This is a genomic window from Candidatus Paracaedibacter acanthamoebae (assembly GCF_000742835.1).
GTDB classification, from domain to species: Bacteria; Pseudomonadota; Alphaproteobacteria; order Paracaedibacterales; family Paracaedibacteraceae; genus Paracaedibacter; species Paracaedibacter acanthamoebae.
In genome coordinates, this window is the sequence record NZ_CP008941.1 from 1083563 (window position 1) to 1099405 (window position 15843).

The following is a 15843-nucleotide window of genomic DNA, read 5'->3' on the forward strand; positions in this document are numbered from 1 at the left end:
TTGCGCTGTAGAGCTGATAATTTTGTAGTTTACGCTGTTAATACTTGATTAATTTTTTATGATATTATTTAACCCTTGAGTTTAAACACAGCAACTGTGTTTTTTAAGTGTGTACCTCTGTATGATAAAAATGCTGTTTTAGGGTAGCATTAAGAATGATCAGAAGCTTACGCATACGAGCTATTCTCAAAAGTTGGTGACGGCAGGATCAAGCGGCAATTTCTTCAGCAGCGGTAACTTCACAACCATCTCGGAATTTGACACCTGAAATGAGTTTTGGCAACTGATTTTTACCATCCAAGCGTCGCCATGTTTTTTCCGCATCCTTAATTAGCTTAAAAACCATGATAAAGGCTGTCTCTCGTGACAGGCATCCTTTAGATCGTTTGGTGCGGTGCTTGACCGTTGCAAATGTACTTTCTATAGGATTTGTCGTGCGAATATGTTTCCAATGCTCGGCTGGAAAATCATAAAAACTCAGTAATTCTAGGTGATCTTTTTCCAAACAATGTGTTGCTTTGGGATATTTGGCTTGATACTTTTCTATAAACACATTAAAAGCTTTGTTGGCTTCCTCTTTGCTTTCAGCCATCCAAATATTATGAAGATCAGCTTTAGCTTTACTTTGCAGAGCTTTTGGCATTTTATTCAGAATGTTAGCCGGTTTATGAACCCAACAGCGTTGGTGCCTGGTTGTCGGCCAAATCTTCCCTAAGGCTCCCCAAAACCCCATAGCACCATCTCCAATGGCTAGTTTAGGAGGAATACAAAGACCTCGGGCCGTCAAATCTAAAAGAAGCTCAGACCAACTTTGGATGCTTTCCCGATAACCATCCGTAAAGCCAACAAGTTCTTTCTTTCCTTCAGGGGTTGCTCCAATCAGGACTAACATACATTGTTTTTCATGATCCATAGGGGCTTGGAAATAAACACCGTCAGCCCAAAGGTAAACATAATCTTTACTCTCTAAACGCCGTTTATCCCATAGGTCAAGGTCCTCCTTCCATTGGTGCCGTAAACGCAAAACTGTATCTGCTGAAAAACCAACGGCATCTTTGCCAAGCAAAACAGTCATCACTTGGGAAAAGTCTCCTGAGGATATGCCTTTGAGGTAAAGGTAAGGGATAGCGGCTTCAACACTTTTGCTGCGACGAACATAAGGGGGGAGCAACTGAGAAATAAAGCGAATCGGGGCATCAACCTTATGGGTTTGACGATCGCGGGAGCGCGGCATTTCAACAGGTATAGCACCGATTCCAGTCACTATTTTCCTCACCGGCAGATGACCATGACGGACAATACGTTGACGACCATCCTCAAGTTTTTGATGGTTATGGCAATCGAGAAATGCAGCAAATTCAGCTTCAACGGCTTGTAGAATTAAGCCCTGAGCTCCTTGACGCAAGATTTCTGTAAGCTGATCTTTAAATTCTCCTGGTAATGCAAAATCAATGACATTATTCTTAGTCATGGTGTATCATTCCTTTCTTGTTAAAGGTTATGGCAGTTTGTTCACCGCCACATGATACACCAACTCTTATTTCTTCTCATCACCAACTTTGGCGATTAACTCAAATCATGAAGCCTCTCACCTATATTAAAGCTTGCTAGATAGGGAAAACCTTCTGATTCAATATTTCACAAATTTATAAACACCTCTTAAGAACAGATATAGAGAGGGTTTGTTGCCCTTCTAAATTAAAGCGATAATATTTTTATACAATGATAGGGAATAGAAAGCCTATTAGCTCGGGGCTAAACACCTAAAATCTGATTCTATAAACTTATCCCTTCTTAGAAGGGTATTACCTAAGTTTCGTCTGATAGGCTGCTAAGAAAAATTATGTACGGTTAAAAGAGGCAATTATTCTTCAACGCTTTAGCAGTTAAGATTATTTATCCTTAAGAATTAAGAGAACATAATTTTTTATAGGACTTACTCATGGTGGAAGGAGGCGCTAATGTTTTTAACGACTGGCATACTGCATAGTTTCTAATATTTTTTTGGATAGAATTTAACTGTTCAGCAGTAAAATTTTTAAAATCAATAAGGGGCATATCTTTAACCGGTTCCGTTGCAAATTTTTGAGGAGTTGGTAATTTAAGGAAAACCAAGCTTAGATATGAGACGTATGATGAAGGGTTCCGTTGCAAATTTGGGATCAGGGCGAGCTAAGGCTGCAAGGTGGGATAACGTGGACGCAATTTAGGCGTAAACATTGAAAAGTCGATTGAAAAACTGAACCTGATCTTGGAAGCTTTTTGTCAAATAAATTGTTTGCTCTTTAAGCATCATGGCCATGGCTTCAATCCCCTTGAGGGTTCGATTAGCAGTCTTAAACGATTGGAACCCTAACATAGGCCGGATACGGCGTTTGATGCGTCGATGATCCTGTTCGAGAATGTTGTTGAGATATTTGATTTGCCTATGTTTTATGCGCTGATCTAAGATGCCTTCCTTCTTTAATTCTCCTATAGCTGCAGGATAAGAAGAATGCTTATCAGTAGTAATAGATGAAGGCATATGTTTACATTGCTTCAGCATTTTCTTAAAGAATCGCTTAGCAGCTGCCAGATCCCGAGTATGAGCCAGCATAAAATCAACGGTACGCCCATATTTATCGACTGCTCTATAGAGGTACTTCCATTGGCCTTTAACTTTAATATAAGTTTCATCCACCCTTAAAGACCAAGCTGAAGGGCGAGCATACCAGCGTATTCTTTTCTCAAATTCGGGAGCGTAATGCTGAATCCATCGGTAAATTGTGGTATGGTCAACCTTTATACCTCTTTCACTGATCATTTCTGCTAATTGACGGTAACTAAGGGGATAACGTAAATACCAACGTAGGCATTGCAAGATAACTTCAGGCAGAAAATGGCGATATCTAAACTCTTTAGGCTTCATCATACGTCTCATATCTAAGCTTGGTTTTCCTTAAATTACCAACTCCTCAAAAATTTGCAACGGAACCCAAAAACCTATAATATCTAAAATTTCAATTAATTTCACTTTGCATTCTTAAGATAAAAACAATGAAAATATCTAAATATAAAAAATTGTCTAGTGTAAGAGGTTAGGAATAGCGATTACTCTAAAACTAGTTTAATACAAAGGGCGGCCACACAATGTTGGTAAAGAATAAAAATATGAGGCATATTTTATCAAGGGTTTTATATGTTTTAGTTATGGGCCTCTCATGCGTAAGGGGTTCGGATGAAGATTCATCCAATTCCCTTTCCTTACCAACCCAAATTACTGCTTGGTTCTGGTCGCTTGGGAATATGGTATCTGATTTTCTTTATACTGATCACCAGGAAGAGGGAATTGACCTCAATATACCTCTTTCACTAACAGTAGAAAAAATTAGTCAGATTAGAAATTGGTCTGAATATTCTTTTGAAGCAGGGTGTTATATTGAATCTCTTGATATCAAATATGTAGAGTTAAAAAATACTGCTGAGGCTACCCTTTATATAGAAAAATTTTTTAAACAAAACCCTTATATAAAGCACTTAAAAATAAAAGAGCTTAAGTCTCAATGGACTACCGTACTTTTGCACAATCTTTCTTCTTTAAAAAACTTAGAATCTTTAGAAATAAGCACTCATAGTATAGATCCTAAATTAATCGCAGTCTTTTCTTATAATAAAAAATTAACTTCATTATATTTAAATAATTGTAGAGGAAAAAGGAAAGCCTTACATGCGTTGACTCTTAACACCATTCTTAAATATCTAGATCTAAAAGGTAGCCCGATTAATATTGAGGAAGCAAAAATACTAGCTTCACATAAAACTCTCACCTTTTTAAACTTAGAAGGTAGTAAAATAGGGAGCGAAGGTGCAGAATACTTTGCTCAAAGTACAGTTCTCACTTCTCTGAATTTAGCAGATAATTATATAAAAGATCAGGGAGCCAAAGTATTATCCTTCAATAAAATCCTTAAAACTTTAAACTTAGAGCGTAACATGGTTGGGGATTCGGGAGCAGGAGATTTAGCTTCGAATACAACGCTTACAAGCTTAAATTTAGGAGGAAATTTTTTAAGTGATAGTGGGTTAAATGTTTTCTCTTTAAATACCACTCTTACTTCATTGGACTTAGATTCTAACAATATAAGGTTTATAGATGTCGATAGGTTTCCTTTTAATACGACTCTTACCTTTTTAAACCTGTCTCGCAATAAAATAGGAGCTGAAGGGGCAAAATTGTTAGCTTCTAGTAATGCATTAAAGAGTCTGTATTTGTGGGGAAATAAGATAGAGGATGAAGGAGCTCGTTCTTTTTCCGAAAATATTACTCTTACTTTTTTAGACCTAAACGCTAACGATATAAATTTTAAAGGAGCTCAATGGTTATCTTTGAATACCACCCTTACTTCTTTAATCTTAAAAAATAATAAAGTAGGTGATCTGGGTGCTCGTACTTTAGCTCTCAATACAACACTTAGGCATTTAGATTTAAGTGATAGTAAAGTAACACAAGAAGGAGCTACTTGCTTTTCTGAGAATACAACACTTACCTTTTTAGATTTAAGCCGTAACCCCATAGGAAATTTAGGAGCACAAGGACTAGCCTTAAACACTACCCTCATTTCCTTAAATTTATGGAAATGTGATATAAGCAATAAAGGAGCGATAGCCTTGGCTCAAAATACAACACTTAAGTCATTAAATCTAAATAATAACAATGTAGATGATCAAGGTGCGGTACATTTGGCAAAAAATACAACGTTAACTTCCTTAGATTTGTGGGAGAATAACTTAAGCGCTAGGATTGCAAAACCTTTCTCTTTAAATATAGCACTTCAATCTTTGACCTTATGTAACAATTATTTAGAAAATGAGGGCGCAAAAATACTAGCTCAAAATTCCACCCTTACAACCTTAAATTTATACGGTAATAATATAAGTGATGAAGGAGCAGAAGCTTTTATCCAAAATAATACTCTTACTTCTCTAGATTTAAGGGGAAGAAAATTAGGAGAGACAGTTATTGAGGCTCTCCAAAAGAAGATAAATTTAAAAGAAATGAAATATGGATTTTAACTGGCCCTGATGTTACCGTCCTAAATGTCAATAGATTGGGTGTCTTACGACTGTAAATTCTTAAGCATAGAATTGAAAATTCTCATCAATCAACGTGGCAGCAAGAGTGAAAGATGTGCCGCTTCAAATAAAGCCAAACCTCAAATTGCAGTTAGTCGAGTAATCAGGCGGAGATTACTCTCAAACTGTACTCAAACCTTATCTGCTCTATTGTATATTATTTAACATAATCTTTACTATAATATTAAAATATTTTTATAATGTTGCGCTTTACCTTACTTTTCTAGAAATCCACGAAGACTTATAAAATTTCTTTTCTAGGTATAATATTTATAGTAATTTGGAATTGTATATTCCAATTTTCAAGGTAACAAATGGATAGATCGTTTTTTAATAACCAAATTGATTTTCAATTCAAAATCCATTCAGTATGTGGGCTATTGGGGCCACGACAAGTGGGTAAAACAACTTTGGCCAAGAAATATTCTCAGCACTATTCTAAAGTTCATTTTTTCGATTTGGAAAACCCTATAGATTTAGCACGTCTAGAAAACCCTATGCTAACCCTCACTAGTTTGCAAAGTGATCTAATTATTATAGATGAAATTCAAAGACGGCCAGAACTATTCCCAATATTAAGAGTCCTCGTTGATGAAAAACCAAGAAAATTTTTGATTCTAGGGAGCGCTTCACGTGACTTACTACAGCAATCCTCTGAAACTTTAGCAGGTCGCATTGGATATATAGAACTTCCCCCTTTCTCCATCTCAGAAACTAAAGAAGAGAAAAAATTATGGTTACGAGGTGGATTTCCTCGTTCTTACTTAGCCTCCTCTGATGAACAAAGCTATGCATGGCGCCAATCATACATTACAACCTTTCTAGAAAGAGATATTCCAAACCTCGGATTTAATATTCCTCCCATATTAATGAGAAAGTTATGGATGATGTTAGCCCATTATCATGGTCAAATTCTTAATGCTTCAGAAATTGGAAAATCTCTAAGTATATCTCACCATACGGTTAAAAAATACCTCGATATATTATCAGGAACATTTATGATCCGACTCCTTACGCCTTGGTTCGAAAATATAAGCAAGCGCCAAGTTAAATCGCCTAAAATATATCTACGTGATAGTGGCTTATTACATGCCCTTTTTGGTATTCACACTGAAGATCAACTTCAAGTTTATCCAAAACTTGGCGCTTCATGGGAGGGTTTTGCTTTAGAAGAAATTATCAAGGAATATCATGCTTCCTCTGAAGAGTGTTATTTTTGGGCAACTCAAGCAGGAGCAGAGCTTGATTTGATGATAATAAAAGACGGAAAAAGGATAGGATTCGAATTTAAGCACACTGACTTTCCTAAAGTTACTCCTTCAATGCGTATTGCTTTGGAGACCTTAAAGCTGGATCATCTATATGTTATTTTTCCCTATGCGCATAGTAGTTTTCCTTTAGCAGATAAAATAACTGCAAGAGGGCTTAATTATGTTGAAGAACATTAATAGCCTTTTTAAGTTGTTTCAAAAATTGATAAGCTTGGAACTGCTCCTGAAGTTTGGTTTTGATGGAAAATGATGACGTGTATAAAGCAGGAATGCTACTTTTTGAAGAAGCCATAGCTTAATCATATAATATAAAGGCGGCTGGCAGGTATTTTATGTAAACGGTTTAGAAAAACCCTCTTGCTAGGGTTCCGTTGCAAATTTTTGAGGAGTTGGTAATTTAAGGAAAACCAAGCTTAGATATGAGACGTATGATGAAGCCTAAAGAGTTTAGATATCGCCATTTTCTGCCTGAAGTTATCTTGCAATGCCTACGTTGGTATTTACGTTATCCCCTTAGTTACCGTCAATTAGCAGAAATGATCAGTGAAAGAGGTATAAAGGTTGACCATACCACAATTTACCGATGGATTCAGCATTACGCTCCCGAATTTGAGAAAAGAATACGCTGGTATGCTCGCCCTTCAGCTTGGTCTTTAAGGGTGGATGAAACTTATATTAAAGTTAAAGGCCAATGGAAGTACCTCTATAGAGCAGTCGATAAATATGGGCGTACCGTTGATTTTATGCTGGCTCATACTCGGGATCTGGCAGCTGCTAAGCGATTCTTTAAGAAAATGCTGAAGCAATGTAAACATATGCCTTCATCTATTACTACTGATAAGGGTTCCGTTGCAAATTTTTGAGGAGTTGGTAATTTAAGGAAAACCAAGCTTAGATATGAGACGTATGATGAAGCCTAAAGAGTTTAGATATCGCCATTTTCTGCCTGAAGTTATCTTGCAATGCCTACGTTGGTATTTACGTTATCCCCTTAGTTACCGTCAATTAGCAGAAATGATCAGTGAAAGAGGTATAAAGGTTGACCATACCACAATTTACCGATGGATTCAGCATTACGCTCCCGAATTTGAGAAAAGAATACGCTGGTATGCTCGCCCTTCAGCTTGGTCTTTAAGGGTGGATGAAACTTATATTAAAGTTAAAGGCCAATGGAAGTACCTCTATAGAGCAGTCGATAAATATGGGCGTACCGTTGATTTTATGCTGGCTCATACTCGGGATCTGGCAGCTGCTAAGCGATTCTTTAAGAAAATGCTGAAGCAATGTAAACATATGCCTTCATCTATTACTACTGATAAGCATTCTTCTTATCCTGCAGCTATAGGAGAATTAAAGAAGGAAGGCATCTTAGATCAGCGCATAAAACATAGGCAAATCAAATATCTCAACAACATTCTCGAACAGGATCATCGACGCATCAAACGCCGTATCCGGCCTATGTTAGGGTTCCAATCGTTTAAGACTGCTAATCGAACCCTCAAGGGGATTGAAGCCATGGCCATGATGCTTAAAGAGCAAACAATTTATTTGACAAAAAGCTTCCAAGATCAGGTTCAGTTTTTCAATCGACTTTTCAATGTTTACGCCTAAATTGCGTCCACGTTATCCCACCTTGCAGCCTTAGCTCGCCCTGATCCCAAATTTGCAACGGAACCGCTTAATCTTCTTGATTCGTCTAAAAGTTGCGAAGGACATTCAGAGTCATGACAAAACAGGTAAAACCGACACTAGCAAAACCTGATATATCCGGAGGTCGTAGTTTGACCGAGAAGCCGAAGAGGAGCCAGTGTGCGGAACTTCATGAGGGCACGAGTCAATTGATAAAATACTCAATGAGATGCCGTATATACGAGAGCAATTTACCGATTTGTTTGATGAGAATAATTTCCTTCACAAAAAGGACGGAACCATATACGGATATATGACTGCAATATTCTTTTTACGTCTGACAATTTTTATCTTGCAATACGGAGCGGTCCATATATGACGGCACCCTTGTAGGCGTTGCCCCAATGGCCAGAGAAAGTGGTCAATTTAAAGGGCGCCGCCTAATTACAGGGGATCGAACATCTGTAAGATGTGTTCTTTATATGGCAACTATGATAGATTTGCAATATAATCCTCCCATCAAAGTCTTTTACCATAATTTAAAAACGAAAGGGAAACCAACAAAGGTTGCCATTACGGCGTCGATAAAAAAATGATTACAATCCTAAATCAAATGGTTATGCATAAGAACTCTTGGAAAGTGAAACCTATCTCAGAAAATCCTTGATTTTAAACTTGCAGATCAAGACGGTTGCTATATCTTAGGAGCTATACTCTACTGTCAGGTTTTATAGGGGCTACTCCACAGCCATAGAACCCTAAATATATTGACATCTAAGAGACTGTGTGAGAAGTTATGAAAGGAGACTTTTTCTTCTAAGCATGAGACGAATCATCGCTAAATAAATAAAGCCTTCTGCTGTTTGAGTGTGAAGTTCATAATCTTTGCTTAGTCTTCTATTTTTATTAAGCCATGCAAAAGTTCGCTCAACAATCCACCGTTTTGGTAAAAGGTTGAACCCATGTTTATTAGAACGCTTAACAATCGTTAAGGTCCAGCCTGTTCGCTGCTTAAGAGTCTCAATAAAATTGTGCCCTTCATAACCACCGTCACCATACATGTGAGATAAGCAAGGTAGAAAAGATCGTTTTCCTTCCAATAGATAAAAAGCCCCTTTGCGGTCAGAAATATCAGCTGGCAATACTATTAAGGAAAGAATAAACCCTAAAGTGTCTACAAGAATATGGCGCTTGCGTCCCTTTACCTTTTTACCACCATCATATCCGTATAGCCCCTTTTTTCTGTGGTTTTTACGCTTTGAGAATCCATAATCCCAATTGTTGAATGCTCATGTTTTTGGGAGTTTTTACGAGCAGTTGACCGTAATTCTTCATGGATTTTGAACCACACCCCTTCTAATCTCCATCGACGAAAATAATAGTGAACAGTGCCCCAAGGGGGAAAGTTTTTGGGCAGCATCCGCCATTGGCAACCTGTCTTTAACAAGTAGAAAATTGCATTGAGGGTATGACGGACATTAACTCGTCTTGGGCGGCCGCCTGGTCTACTGGGAGGAATCATCGGAGAGATTATAGACCACTCTTGATCACTTAAATCACTTTCATAAATTTTCTTCACTGCAGAGCTCCTTTTATTTGCTCTGCTAAGCTAGCAATCCTATTGGCGCTTATATACATTAATCCTTTCTACTACTTCTCACACAGTCTCTAAGACGGTAGCATCAGAACCGTTAAAATATGTTAGAATTAGGATCCATTAATTTTTTTAAACTGCGGGGTCTCATGTCAACCCAAATTTCTTTAATATATTTTAAACATTCTTCTCTTGTTCCCTCTTTTCCTGTGGCGGTCCATCCTAATGGAATAGCCTTAGAATTAGGCCAAATTGAATATTGATCCTCTATACTGACTACAACTTTCCATGATTCACAATGTTCAAACATAACAGCTCCTTACTTTATTCTTAAGAATTATGCTCATAAAGTGTTTGCATGTAAACAATGAATTTTACAATATAAGCAAAACATGCTTGAAATCTTACATACCTATCCACTCCCTTTTGGAAAGGGCTATTTTGGATTCCAAGTACTCTTCACTCCAAGAGTAATATAATGGACGCAATAAAGCCCCATGAACATACAAAGCACTCGCATATCCAGGGAGGAGGTCAAAACAATAGAGGTTTGACACCTTGTCTTCTGTTCTCATTTGTTTAATGCTTGCTTTAAAATTAAGCGCAAATTCTTCTTGGTCCTCAAACCACCCCTTTCCTAATGCTTTTAAGAAAGCTTCTTTAGATACCCAACGTGTAAAAAAAATTTTACTTTATCTTCAATGTCGAGCCCCTTCCAATAGTTGAATTCTGAGTTAGAAAATATGGAACTCCCCATATATTCTAGATCCAGGCTTTTATCTATGAATTCTAAATCAATACCAACTTCACAAGTGCGTGCGATAGCATATAAAGCATAGCTTCTTGAATGTGATACATTAAAATATAAATATTTTTTAGGTAATAAGTATGGTTTCCCCCAGGCGCCATATGCAATTTCTATTCTTTCTGGTGTTTCTTCTATGTATTTAGCTAACAGACACCTCAAAATACCTCGTGCCATGATGAATTGGTTCTGATCTTTGGAAAATCTAAAGCTCTTAGCTCGTTCACGCTCATCCTCTGAAAGAATCGAAAGAAAATAAGCGATATCCCTCTCTCCTCCTAGCAAAGAAGCTGACCATATATGAACCTCATCTGATTTAAGTTGTGAGTACTCTGCTGAGTTAACATGAGAGCTAATGCTCATCCTATGAGATCCTTTTGTAACAAGTAACTCCTGTTTTGTTCGGCTTAATTTTCCTAACTGGTTAGCGTATGATGGGGTTGAATCAATTGTTTCCATGTCAGATATATTATTCATGAAGTCCTCAGTTAACTTTAAGCTACTATAGGGGCTTTATAAGCTTGGTCATGTGTCCTGCATAGAGCAGCATAAATACCGTTTTTTTTAAAAGAGACATGTGTGTGCCCCTTTCTTCTACAACTCCATCATGCAGAACTAAGATTTCATCCACATTGATGACTGTTGATAGGCGATGTGCGATAATGATGGATGTTGAGTTTTTAAGGATAGGGGCTATGTTTTTCATGATGGTGGCTTCCGTAGAAAGATCCAAAGAGGAAGTTGCCTCGTACAAAAATATATAAAGAAGGACGTTTTAGAAGTACCCTTGCAATCGCTATTCTTTGCTTTTCACCTCCAGAGAGCTTTAAACCTCTTTCTCCTACAACAGTATCATAATGATGAGGCAACTTTTTCAAGACAGACTCAAGTTGAGCGAGCTCAATAACTTCCTCCACCTCTTCCTTAGAAGCATTGGGGCGTGCATAAAGAATGTTTTCATAAATACTTGTATTAAAAAGCGTTATATCCTGGGGAACAATTCCGAGTAATTTATATAAGCTTTCTGTTGATAGAGTTTGAATATCCTTATTATTAATAAGAATATTTCCTGAATTTATATCATAAAAATTGAAAAGAAGATTTGAAATTGTTGATTTTCCTGATCCTGTTTCTCCCACAATTCCAATTGTTTTTCCTGCAGGTAGGTGAAAATTAAGGTCTTTAAGAACTAACCGCGAAGGATCATAGCCAAAAGAAACGTTTTCAAATTTAATGCTCTCAAGTTTTTCTATCGATTGATAGTCTTTTTCCGTATGTCGAGAATTTTTAGGTTTAGCATTGTAAATTTCCATTATACCGGTAAGTTCATTAAGTCCTCTTCTGATGCTTCTTGCTATAGCTCCCATATGACTCAAAGGAGCGGCGAATTGCAGAACATACCCATTGATGAGCACAAAATCACTTACATTGTAAATGTTTAGTAAGGTCTGTTTTCCTGCCGTATATGTAAATATAATCAATCCTAATCCTATAATTAGGTTTTGTCCAATCCGAACAAACTCCATACTTGAAATATATTGAACTAGAAGCTTCTCCCTCTTTTTAAGATAGAGATTACATTTAAATATTTCATGATCTTTATTATTAAAGTATTTAACACTCGCAAAGTTCAAAAGACTATCGACAATATTAGCATTTGTTTTAGATCGCTGCTCATTGCTTAAGATTTGCAAATAAGAAACCCATTCCGTAGCATACAACGTAAATATAACAAAAACAGTAGCTATAAAGAGTAATATGAAACCATAGATGATCCCATAGAAATAATATAAAATCATGCCCGCTAAAAATAGCTCTATGATTGTAGGAATAACAAATAAAAACAAACCCCAAAAAACCTCTGGAAATCCCTGTTGAGCGCGCTCTAAAGCATTGGTAAGAACACCTGTTTTTCTATCTAAATGAAACTTCATAGGTAAAGAGTGTAAATGGTCAAATAGCTTAGAACAAAAGAGACGGATACTGCCTTCTAGAGGTCTGATCATGATAATTTGTCTCACATTTTGGATAGTTTGGGACAGTATCCAGATAACCCCATAGGCCACTAGTAATAGAGTGAGCTGATGAGTCATGCTTTTATCAGGAGAGGTTAGTTTTGATACAATCTCTTTTAAAACAATAGGAATACTGAGATCGAGAACAATTGAGACAAAAATCAAGCCACAGGAAATAAGAAATAAACTCCGTATTTTTTCTCCTTTAGTCCATAAAAAAGGGAATGTTTCCTTTATAATACGTAAGTTTTTGAATTTTTCTTGCATGTGTTCTACTAATTTTGAGTTTAAGCTTCTTAAACTTAAGACAACTGCATATAACCTTCCGAGAAAAAAACTTTACAAGAAATTAAAAGGGTTGAAAAGAAATAAGATGAGGGAAAATCAAAAATTATTACATCTCATCACCCTTTTTTTTATCATGCATTCCTGTAGATATATTGCTGATTTAAGATCTAGACCCTTTGATGACGAGTGAATGCAGTTTGTATTTAGAATATAAGAAGAATCCTAATGCTGCCCTAAGACTCTTTTGCTTTCATCATTCTGCGGGAGGTGCTTCTGCCTATTATCCTTGGATAGAGAGTCTGTTTCCTAATATTGAAATGGTTGCTATTCAATTCTCAGGGAGAGAGACTAGGTTTATCGAACCACTAAATAACGATTTAAAAAATATTGTTGCTGAATTAAGTAAAAGATTTGAACTGTATAAGGATAACCCTTTTTTTGTGTTTGGACATAGCTTGGGTGCTTTGGTCTCATTTGAATTTATTAAGTCCGTTACTCATCTATAATCTATTCACCCTCGTCATATGATAGTTTCAGCTAAGAGAGTCCCTCATCTGCCTTTCGGGATGAAGAACCTAAGCTATTTAGATAATAAAAATTTAAAACAATAATTGAAAATCTATAACGGTATAGACGAATATGTACTCAATAATGAGGAGCTTCTAGATTTGGTTTTACCGATCGTAAAAAGTGATTTTAGCATCTCTGAAAATTATAGGCATTTAAATTCGAAGCCAATTCCCTGTGACATTTTAGCTCTTTCAGGTGATCAAGATCCAACAGTGAGTCAAGAAGAAATGTTGGCGTGGGAGAAACATCCAACGGGAAAATTTGAGCATGTAGTATTTTCTGGAAAGCACTTTTTTATAAAAGGTTATCAAGAAGAAATTTTAAAAATTATTAATCAGATTGGAGATAATCACACTCAAATGTGAATTATAAAGGTTAAGAATTTGGCTGTTTTTGTTATGAAAATTGAGACTTAGGTTGACAATTTTAGTATAAAAGATTTGTCAACCTAGGAGGTTTTCATGACTCACACAAGAAAAGAACAACAAGATATTGATCGTAAGCTCAAAGTTTTGAAATATGCGGATACAATAAAAAATATCTCAAAAGCATGTCGCTACTTTGGTGTATCAAGAGAGGCCTTTTATCAATGGAAAAGAGCTTATCTTCAAGGAGGTGAAAAAGGCCTTATTAATAGTAAACCTTGTCCTGAAAATCTTACTTTGCGCATCCCTGCTGATATTGAAGAAAAAATTATTTATTTAAGGACAAATTATCATCTAGGGCAACAACGTATTTCCTGGTATTTAATGCGCTATCATAATATTAAGGTTTCCTCTAGTGGCGTTTACAGCGTTTTAAAGAGAAATTCTCTTAATCGATTGCCGGCTAATCAAAGAAAAAGATCCCTTAAAGCTTTCAAACGTTATGAAAAGCAAGTCCCTGGCCACAGAATTCAGGTTGACGTAAAGTTTCTAGACTTACAGACTCCTCAAGGAACTAAAATAAGGCGATATCAATATACAGCTATAGATGATGCGATACGTGCCCGGGTCTTAAAGATTTATGAACGTCATACTCAAAAAAATGCCATTGATTTAGTTGATTACTTTACTAAGCGATTTCCTTTTCGTATTCATACCATTCAAACAGATAATGGTCATGAGTTTCAATCTCAATTTCATTGGCATTGTGAGGATTTAGGAATAAGGCATGTCTATATCAAACCCCGATCTCCCCACCTTAATGGCAAGGTGGAGCGATCTCATGGAACTGATCAGCAAGAATTTTATCAGCTTATCAATTTTACAGACGATATTGATATTCGTAAAAAGCTGCAAGAATGGGAGAAATTTTACAATTGTCATCTGGATTAGTTCTGACGTGATCTGACACTGCACTTGAAAAAAGTAAGGTTACCCGTTTTGATAGTTATGTTGAGTAAATATCAAAACATAAGGGGTAACCCTATGTATCAATGTAATGAAAAAATAATCAGAAACAAAGTAGGTTTGTTAAATTTAGCTGAAGAACTTGGCAACGTTTCGAAAGCTTGCAAAGTAATGGGCTTATCCCGAGACACTTTTTATTGGTACAAAGCGGCTGCGGAAGAAGGTGGAGTTCAGGCTCTCTTCGATAAAAGTAGGCGCCAACCTAACTTAAAAAACAGAGTGGATGAAGTGACTGAAAAGGCTGTTTTTGATTTTGCTATTGAGTTTCCAGCCTATGGTCAATTGCGGGCAAGTAATGAGCTGCGCAAGCAAGGAATTTTTGTTTCCCCCAGTGGTGTTAGGTGTATTTGGGTACGCAATAATTTGGGCTCAATGAAGCAACGACTCAAAGAATTGGAGAAGAAATCCGCTGAAGAAAATTTTGTCTTAACAGAAGCTCAAGTAGCAGCTTTAGAAAAGAAGAAAGAGGATGATTTTGCTTGCGGTGAAATAGAAACAGCTCACCCTGGCTATTTAGGATCGCAAGATACTTTCTACGTGGGCACGTTAAAAGGTGTTGGGCGAGTCTATCAACAAACTTTTGTTGACACTTACTCCAAAGTGGCGCATTGCAAGCTTTATACTACAAAAACACCCATTACAGCCGCAGATCTGTTGAATGACAGAGTCCTTCCTTTTATGGAAGAGCATGGTGTTGGGTTATTGCGAGTCCTAACAGACCGTGGCACCGAATACTGTGGCAAAGTTGACCAACATGATTATGAGCTCTATCTAGCTATTAATGATATTGAGCATACCAAGACAAAGGCTCAGTCGCCTCAAACCAATGGAATTTGTGAAAGGTTCCATCGAACCATTCTCAATGAATTTTACCAGATTACATTTCGTAAAAAGATTTATGCCTCGATTGATGAGCTGCAAAAAGATCTAGACAGCTGGCTAGAATATTATAATAATCAACGAACTCACCAAGGAAAAATGTGCTGTGGACGAACACCCATGGAAACATTACTTGATGGGAAATCTATCTGGCAGGAGAAAGTTGCTAATCTCAACTTAATCTGACAGTAAATAGGCATAGCTCAAAATGGGTAACTGTCAGATTAAGTCTTAGCTTTTACATGTCATCGCCCTCATTCTGCCCTTAAAGGAAAGACGCCTTTTGAAG

14 protein-coding genes and 2 pseudogenes are annotated in these 15843 nt (G+C 36.8%); 9 read left to right on the forward strand and 7 right to left on the reverse strand.

Annotated elements, in window-relative coordinates:
• Positions 1 to 208 precede the first annotated feature (208 nt).
• Both ID47_RS04845 and ID47_RS04855 read right to left on the reverse strand, forming a co-directional pair.
• Positions 209 to 1471, reverse strand: coding sequence for an IS256 family transposase (locus ID47_RS04845; protein WP_038464487.1), 1263 nt, complete (start codon positions 1469 to 1471; stop codon positions 209 to 211).
• 735 nt (positions 1472 to 2206) lie between these two features.
• Positions 2207 to 2911 carry an IS6 family transposase gene (locus tag ID47_RS04855; RefSeq protein WP_038464493.1) on the reverse strand — a complete coding sequence of 235 codons (705 nt, stop codon included), beginning with the start codon at positions 2909 to 2911 and terminating at the stop codon, positions 2207 to 2209.
• A 218-nt stretch (positions 2912 to 3129) separates the two neighbouring features.
• Here ID47_RS04855 and ID47_RS11680 point away from each other — a divergent pair, with 218 nt between their 5' ends.
• The 5 genes and pseudogenes from ID47_RS11680 to ID47_RS13865 all read left to right on the forward strand — a co-directional run bounded on the left by ID47_RS11680 (position 3130) and on the right by ID47_RS13865 (position 8608).
• The gene (locus tag ID47_RS11680) at positions 3130 to 5052 is read left to right on the forward strand and encodes a leucine-rich repeat domain-containing protein (protein WP_051908625.1); all 1923 of its coding nucleotides are present in this window, start codon (positions 3130 to 3132) and stop codon (positions 5050 to 5052) included.
• Between the two features lie 374 nt (positions 5053 to 5426).
• Positions 5427 to 6560: an ATP-binding protein gene (locus ID47_RS04865; protein WP_038464496.1), complete on the forward strand. Its 1134-nt coding sequence runs from the start codon at positions 5427 to 5429 to the stop codon at positions 6558 to 6560.
• Positions 6561 to 6811: 251 nt separating this feature from the next.
• Positions 6812 to 7225 (forward strand): annotated as a pseudogene (locus ID47_RS04870) (IS6 family transposase); the annotation flags it as partial.
• Positions 7226 to 7289: 64 nt separating this feature from the next.
• On the forward strand, positions 7290 to 7994 hold the full coding sequence (locus ID47_RS04875; protein ID WP_038464493.1) for an IS6 family transposase: 705 nt from the start codon (positions 7290 to 7292) through the stop codon (positions 7992 to 7994).
• A gap of 389 nt (positions 7995 to 8383) precedes the next feature.
• The gene (locus ID47_RS13865; protein ID WP_420887370.1) at positions 8384 to 8608 is read left to right on the forward strand and encodes a transposase; all 225 of its coding nucleotides are present in this window, start codon (positions 8384 to 8386) and stop codon (positions 8606 to 8608) included.
• Between the two features lie 198 nt (positions 8609 to 8806).
• On the opposite strand, the pseudogene ID47_RS12335 reads toward ID47_RS13865, so the two are convergent.
• The 5 genes and pseudogenes from ID47_RS12335 to ID47_RS04910 form a co-directional block, all read right to left on the reverse strand.
• A pseudogene (locus ID47_RS12335) lies at positions 8807 to 9534 on the reverse strand (IS5 family transposase).
• A 169-nt stretch (positions 9535 to 9703) separates the two neighbouring features.
• Complete coding sequence (locus ID47_RS04895) at positions 9704 to 9916, reverse strand: MbtH family protein (RefSeq protein WP_038464509.1); 213 nt, start codon at positions 9914 to 9916, stop codon at positions 9704 to 9706.
• A gap of 336 nt (positions 9917 to 10252) precedes the next feature.
• Complete coding sequence (locus tag ID47_RS04900) at positions 10253 to 10870, reverse strand: 4'-phosphopantetheinyl transferase family protein (protein WP_232223274.1); 618 nt, start codon at positions 10868 to 10870, stop codon at positions 10253 to 10255.
• 43 nt (positions 10871 to 10913) lie between these two features.
• Positions 10914 to 11117 carry a hypothetical protein gene (locus tag ID47_RS04905; RefSeq protein ID WP_038464513.1) on the reverse strand — a complete coding sequence of 68 codons (204 nt, stop codon included), beginning with the start codon at positions 11115 to 11117 and terminating at the stop codon, positions 10914 to 10916.
• Positions 11092 to 12693 (reverse strand): ATP-binding cassette domain-containing protein, encoded by a 1602-nt coding sequence (locus ID47_RS04910; protein WP_038464516.1) that lies wholly within the window; start codon positions 12691 to 12693, stop codon positions 11092 to 11094. The genes ID47_RS04905 and ID47_RS04910 overlap by 26 nt, the downstream gene beginning before the upstream one ends.
• Before the next feature lie 200 nt (positions 12694 to 12893).
• Here ID47_RS04910 and ID47_RS04920 point away from each other — a divergent pair, with 200 nt between their 5' ends.
• The 4 genes from ID47_RS04920 to ID47_RS04935 all read left to right on the forward strand — a co-directional run bounded on the left by ID47_RS04920 (position 12894) and on the right by ID47_RS04935 (position 15740).
• Entirely contained in the window at positions 12894 to 13220 is a 327-nt protein-coding gene (locus ID47_RS04920; RefSeq protein WP_038464522.1) for a thioesterase II family protein, read from the forward strand.
• A gap of 105 nt (positions 13221 to 13325) precedes the next feature.
• On the forward strand, positions 13326 to 13649 hold the full coding sequence (locus ID47_RS04925) for a thioesterase II family protein (RefSeq protein WP_075261563.1): 324 nt from the start codon (positions 13326 to 13328) through the stop codon (positions 13647 to 13649).
• Between the two features lie 96 nt (positions 13650 to 13745).
• Positions 13746 to 14600 carry an IS481 family transposase gene (locus ID47_RS04930; RefSeq protein WP_051908629.1) on the forward strand — a complete coding sequence of 285 codons (855 nt, stop codon included), beginning with the start codon at positions 13746 to 13748 and terminating at the stop codon, positions 14598 to 14600.
• Positions 14601 to 14693: 93 nt separating this feature from the next.
• Positions 14694 to 15740 carry an IS481 family transposase gene (locus ID47_RS04935; protein ID WP_038464528.1) on the forward strand — a complete coding sequence of 349 codons (1047 nt, stop codon included), beginning with the start codon at positions 14694 to 14696 and terminating at the stop codon, positions 15738 to 15740.
• Positions 15741 to 15843 lie beyond the last annotated feature (103 nt).

Coding starts and splice junctions, on each gene's coding strand:
- ID47_RS04845 (WP_038464487.1), bottom strand. CDS start 1,471: ATGACTAAGAATAATGTCATTGATTTTGCATTACCAGGAGAATTTAAA.
- ID47_RS04855 (WP_038464493.1), bottom strand. CDS start 2,911: ATGATGAAGCCTAAAGAGTTTAGATATCGCCATTTTCTGCCTGAAGTT.
- ID47_RS11680 (WP_051908625.1), top strand. CDS start 3,130: ATGTTGGTAAAGAATAAAAATATGAGGCATATTTTATCAAGGGTTTTA.
- ID47_RS04865 (WP_038464496.1), top strand. CDS start 5,427: ATGGATAGATCGTTTTTTAATAACCAAATTGATTTTCAATTCAAAATC.
- ID47_RS04875 (WP_038464493.1), top strand. CDS start 7,290: ATGATGAAGCCTAAAGAGTTTAGATATCGCCATTTTCTGCCTGAAGTT.
- ID47_RS04895 (WP_038464509.1), bottom strand. CDS start 9,916: ATGTTTGAACATTGTGAATCATGGAAAGTTGTAGTCAGTATAGAGGAT.
- ID47_RS04900 (WP_232223274.1), bottom strand. CDS start 10,870: ATGGAAACAATTGATTCAACCCCATCATACGCTAACCAGTTAGGAAAA.
- ID47_RS04905 (WP_038464513.1), bottom strand. CDS start 11,117: ATGAAAAACATAGCCCCTATCCTTAAAAACTCAACATCCATCATTATC.
- ID47_RS04910 (WP_038464516.1), bottom strand. CDS start 12,693: ATGCAAGAAAAATTCAAAAACTTACGTATTATAAAGGAAACATTCCCT.
- ID47_RS04920 (WP_038464522.1), top strand. CDS start 12,894: ATGACGAGTGAATGCAGTTTGTATTTAGAATATAAGAAGAATCCTAAT.
- ID47_RS04930 (WP_051908629.1), top strand. CDS start 13,746: ATGACTCACACAAGAAAAGAACAACAAGATATTGATCGTAAGCTCAAA.
- ID47_RS04935 (WP_038464528.1), top strand. CDS start 14,694: ATGTATCAATGTAATGAAAAAATAATCAGAAACAAAGTAGGTTTGTTA.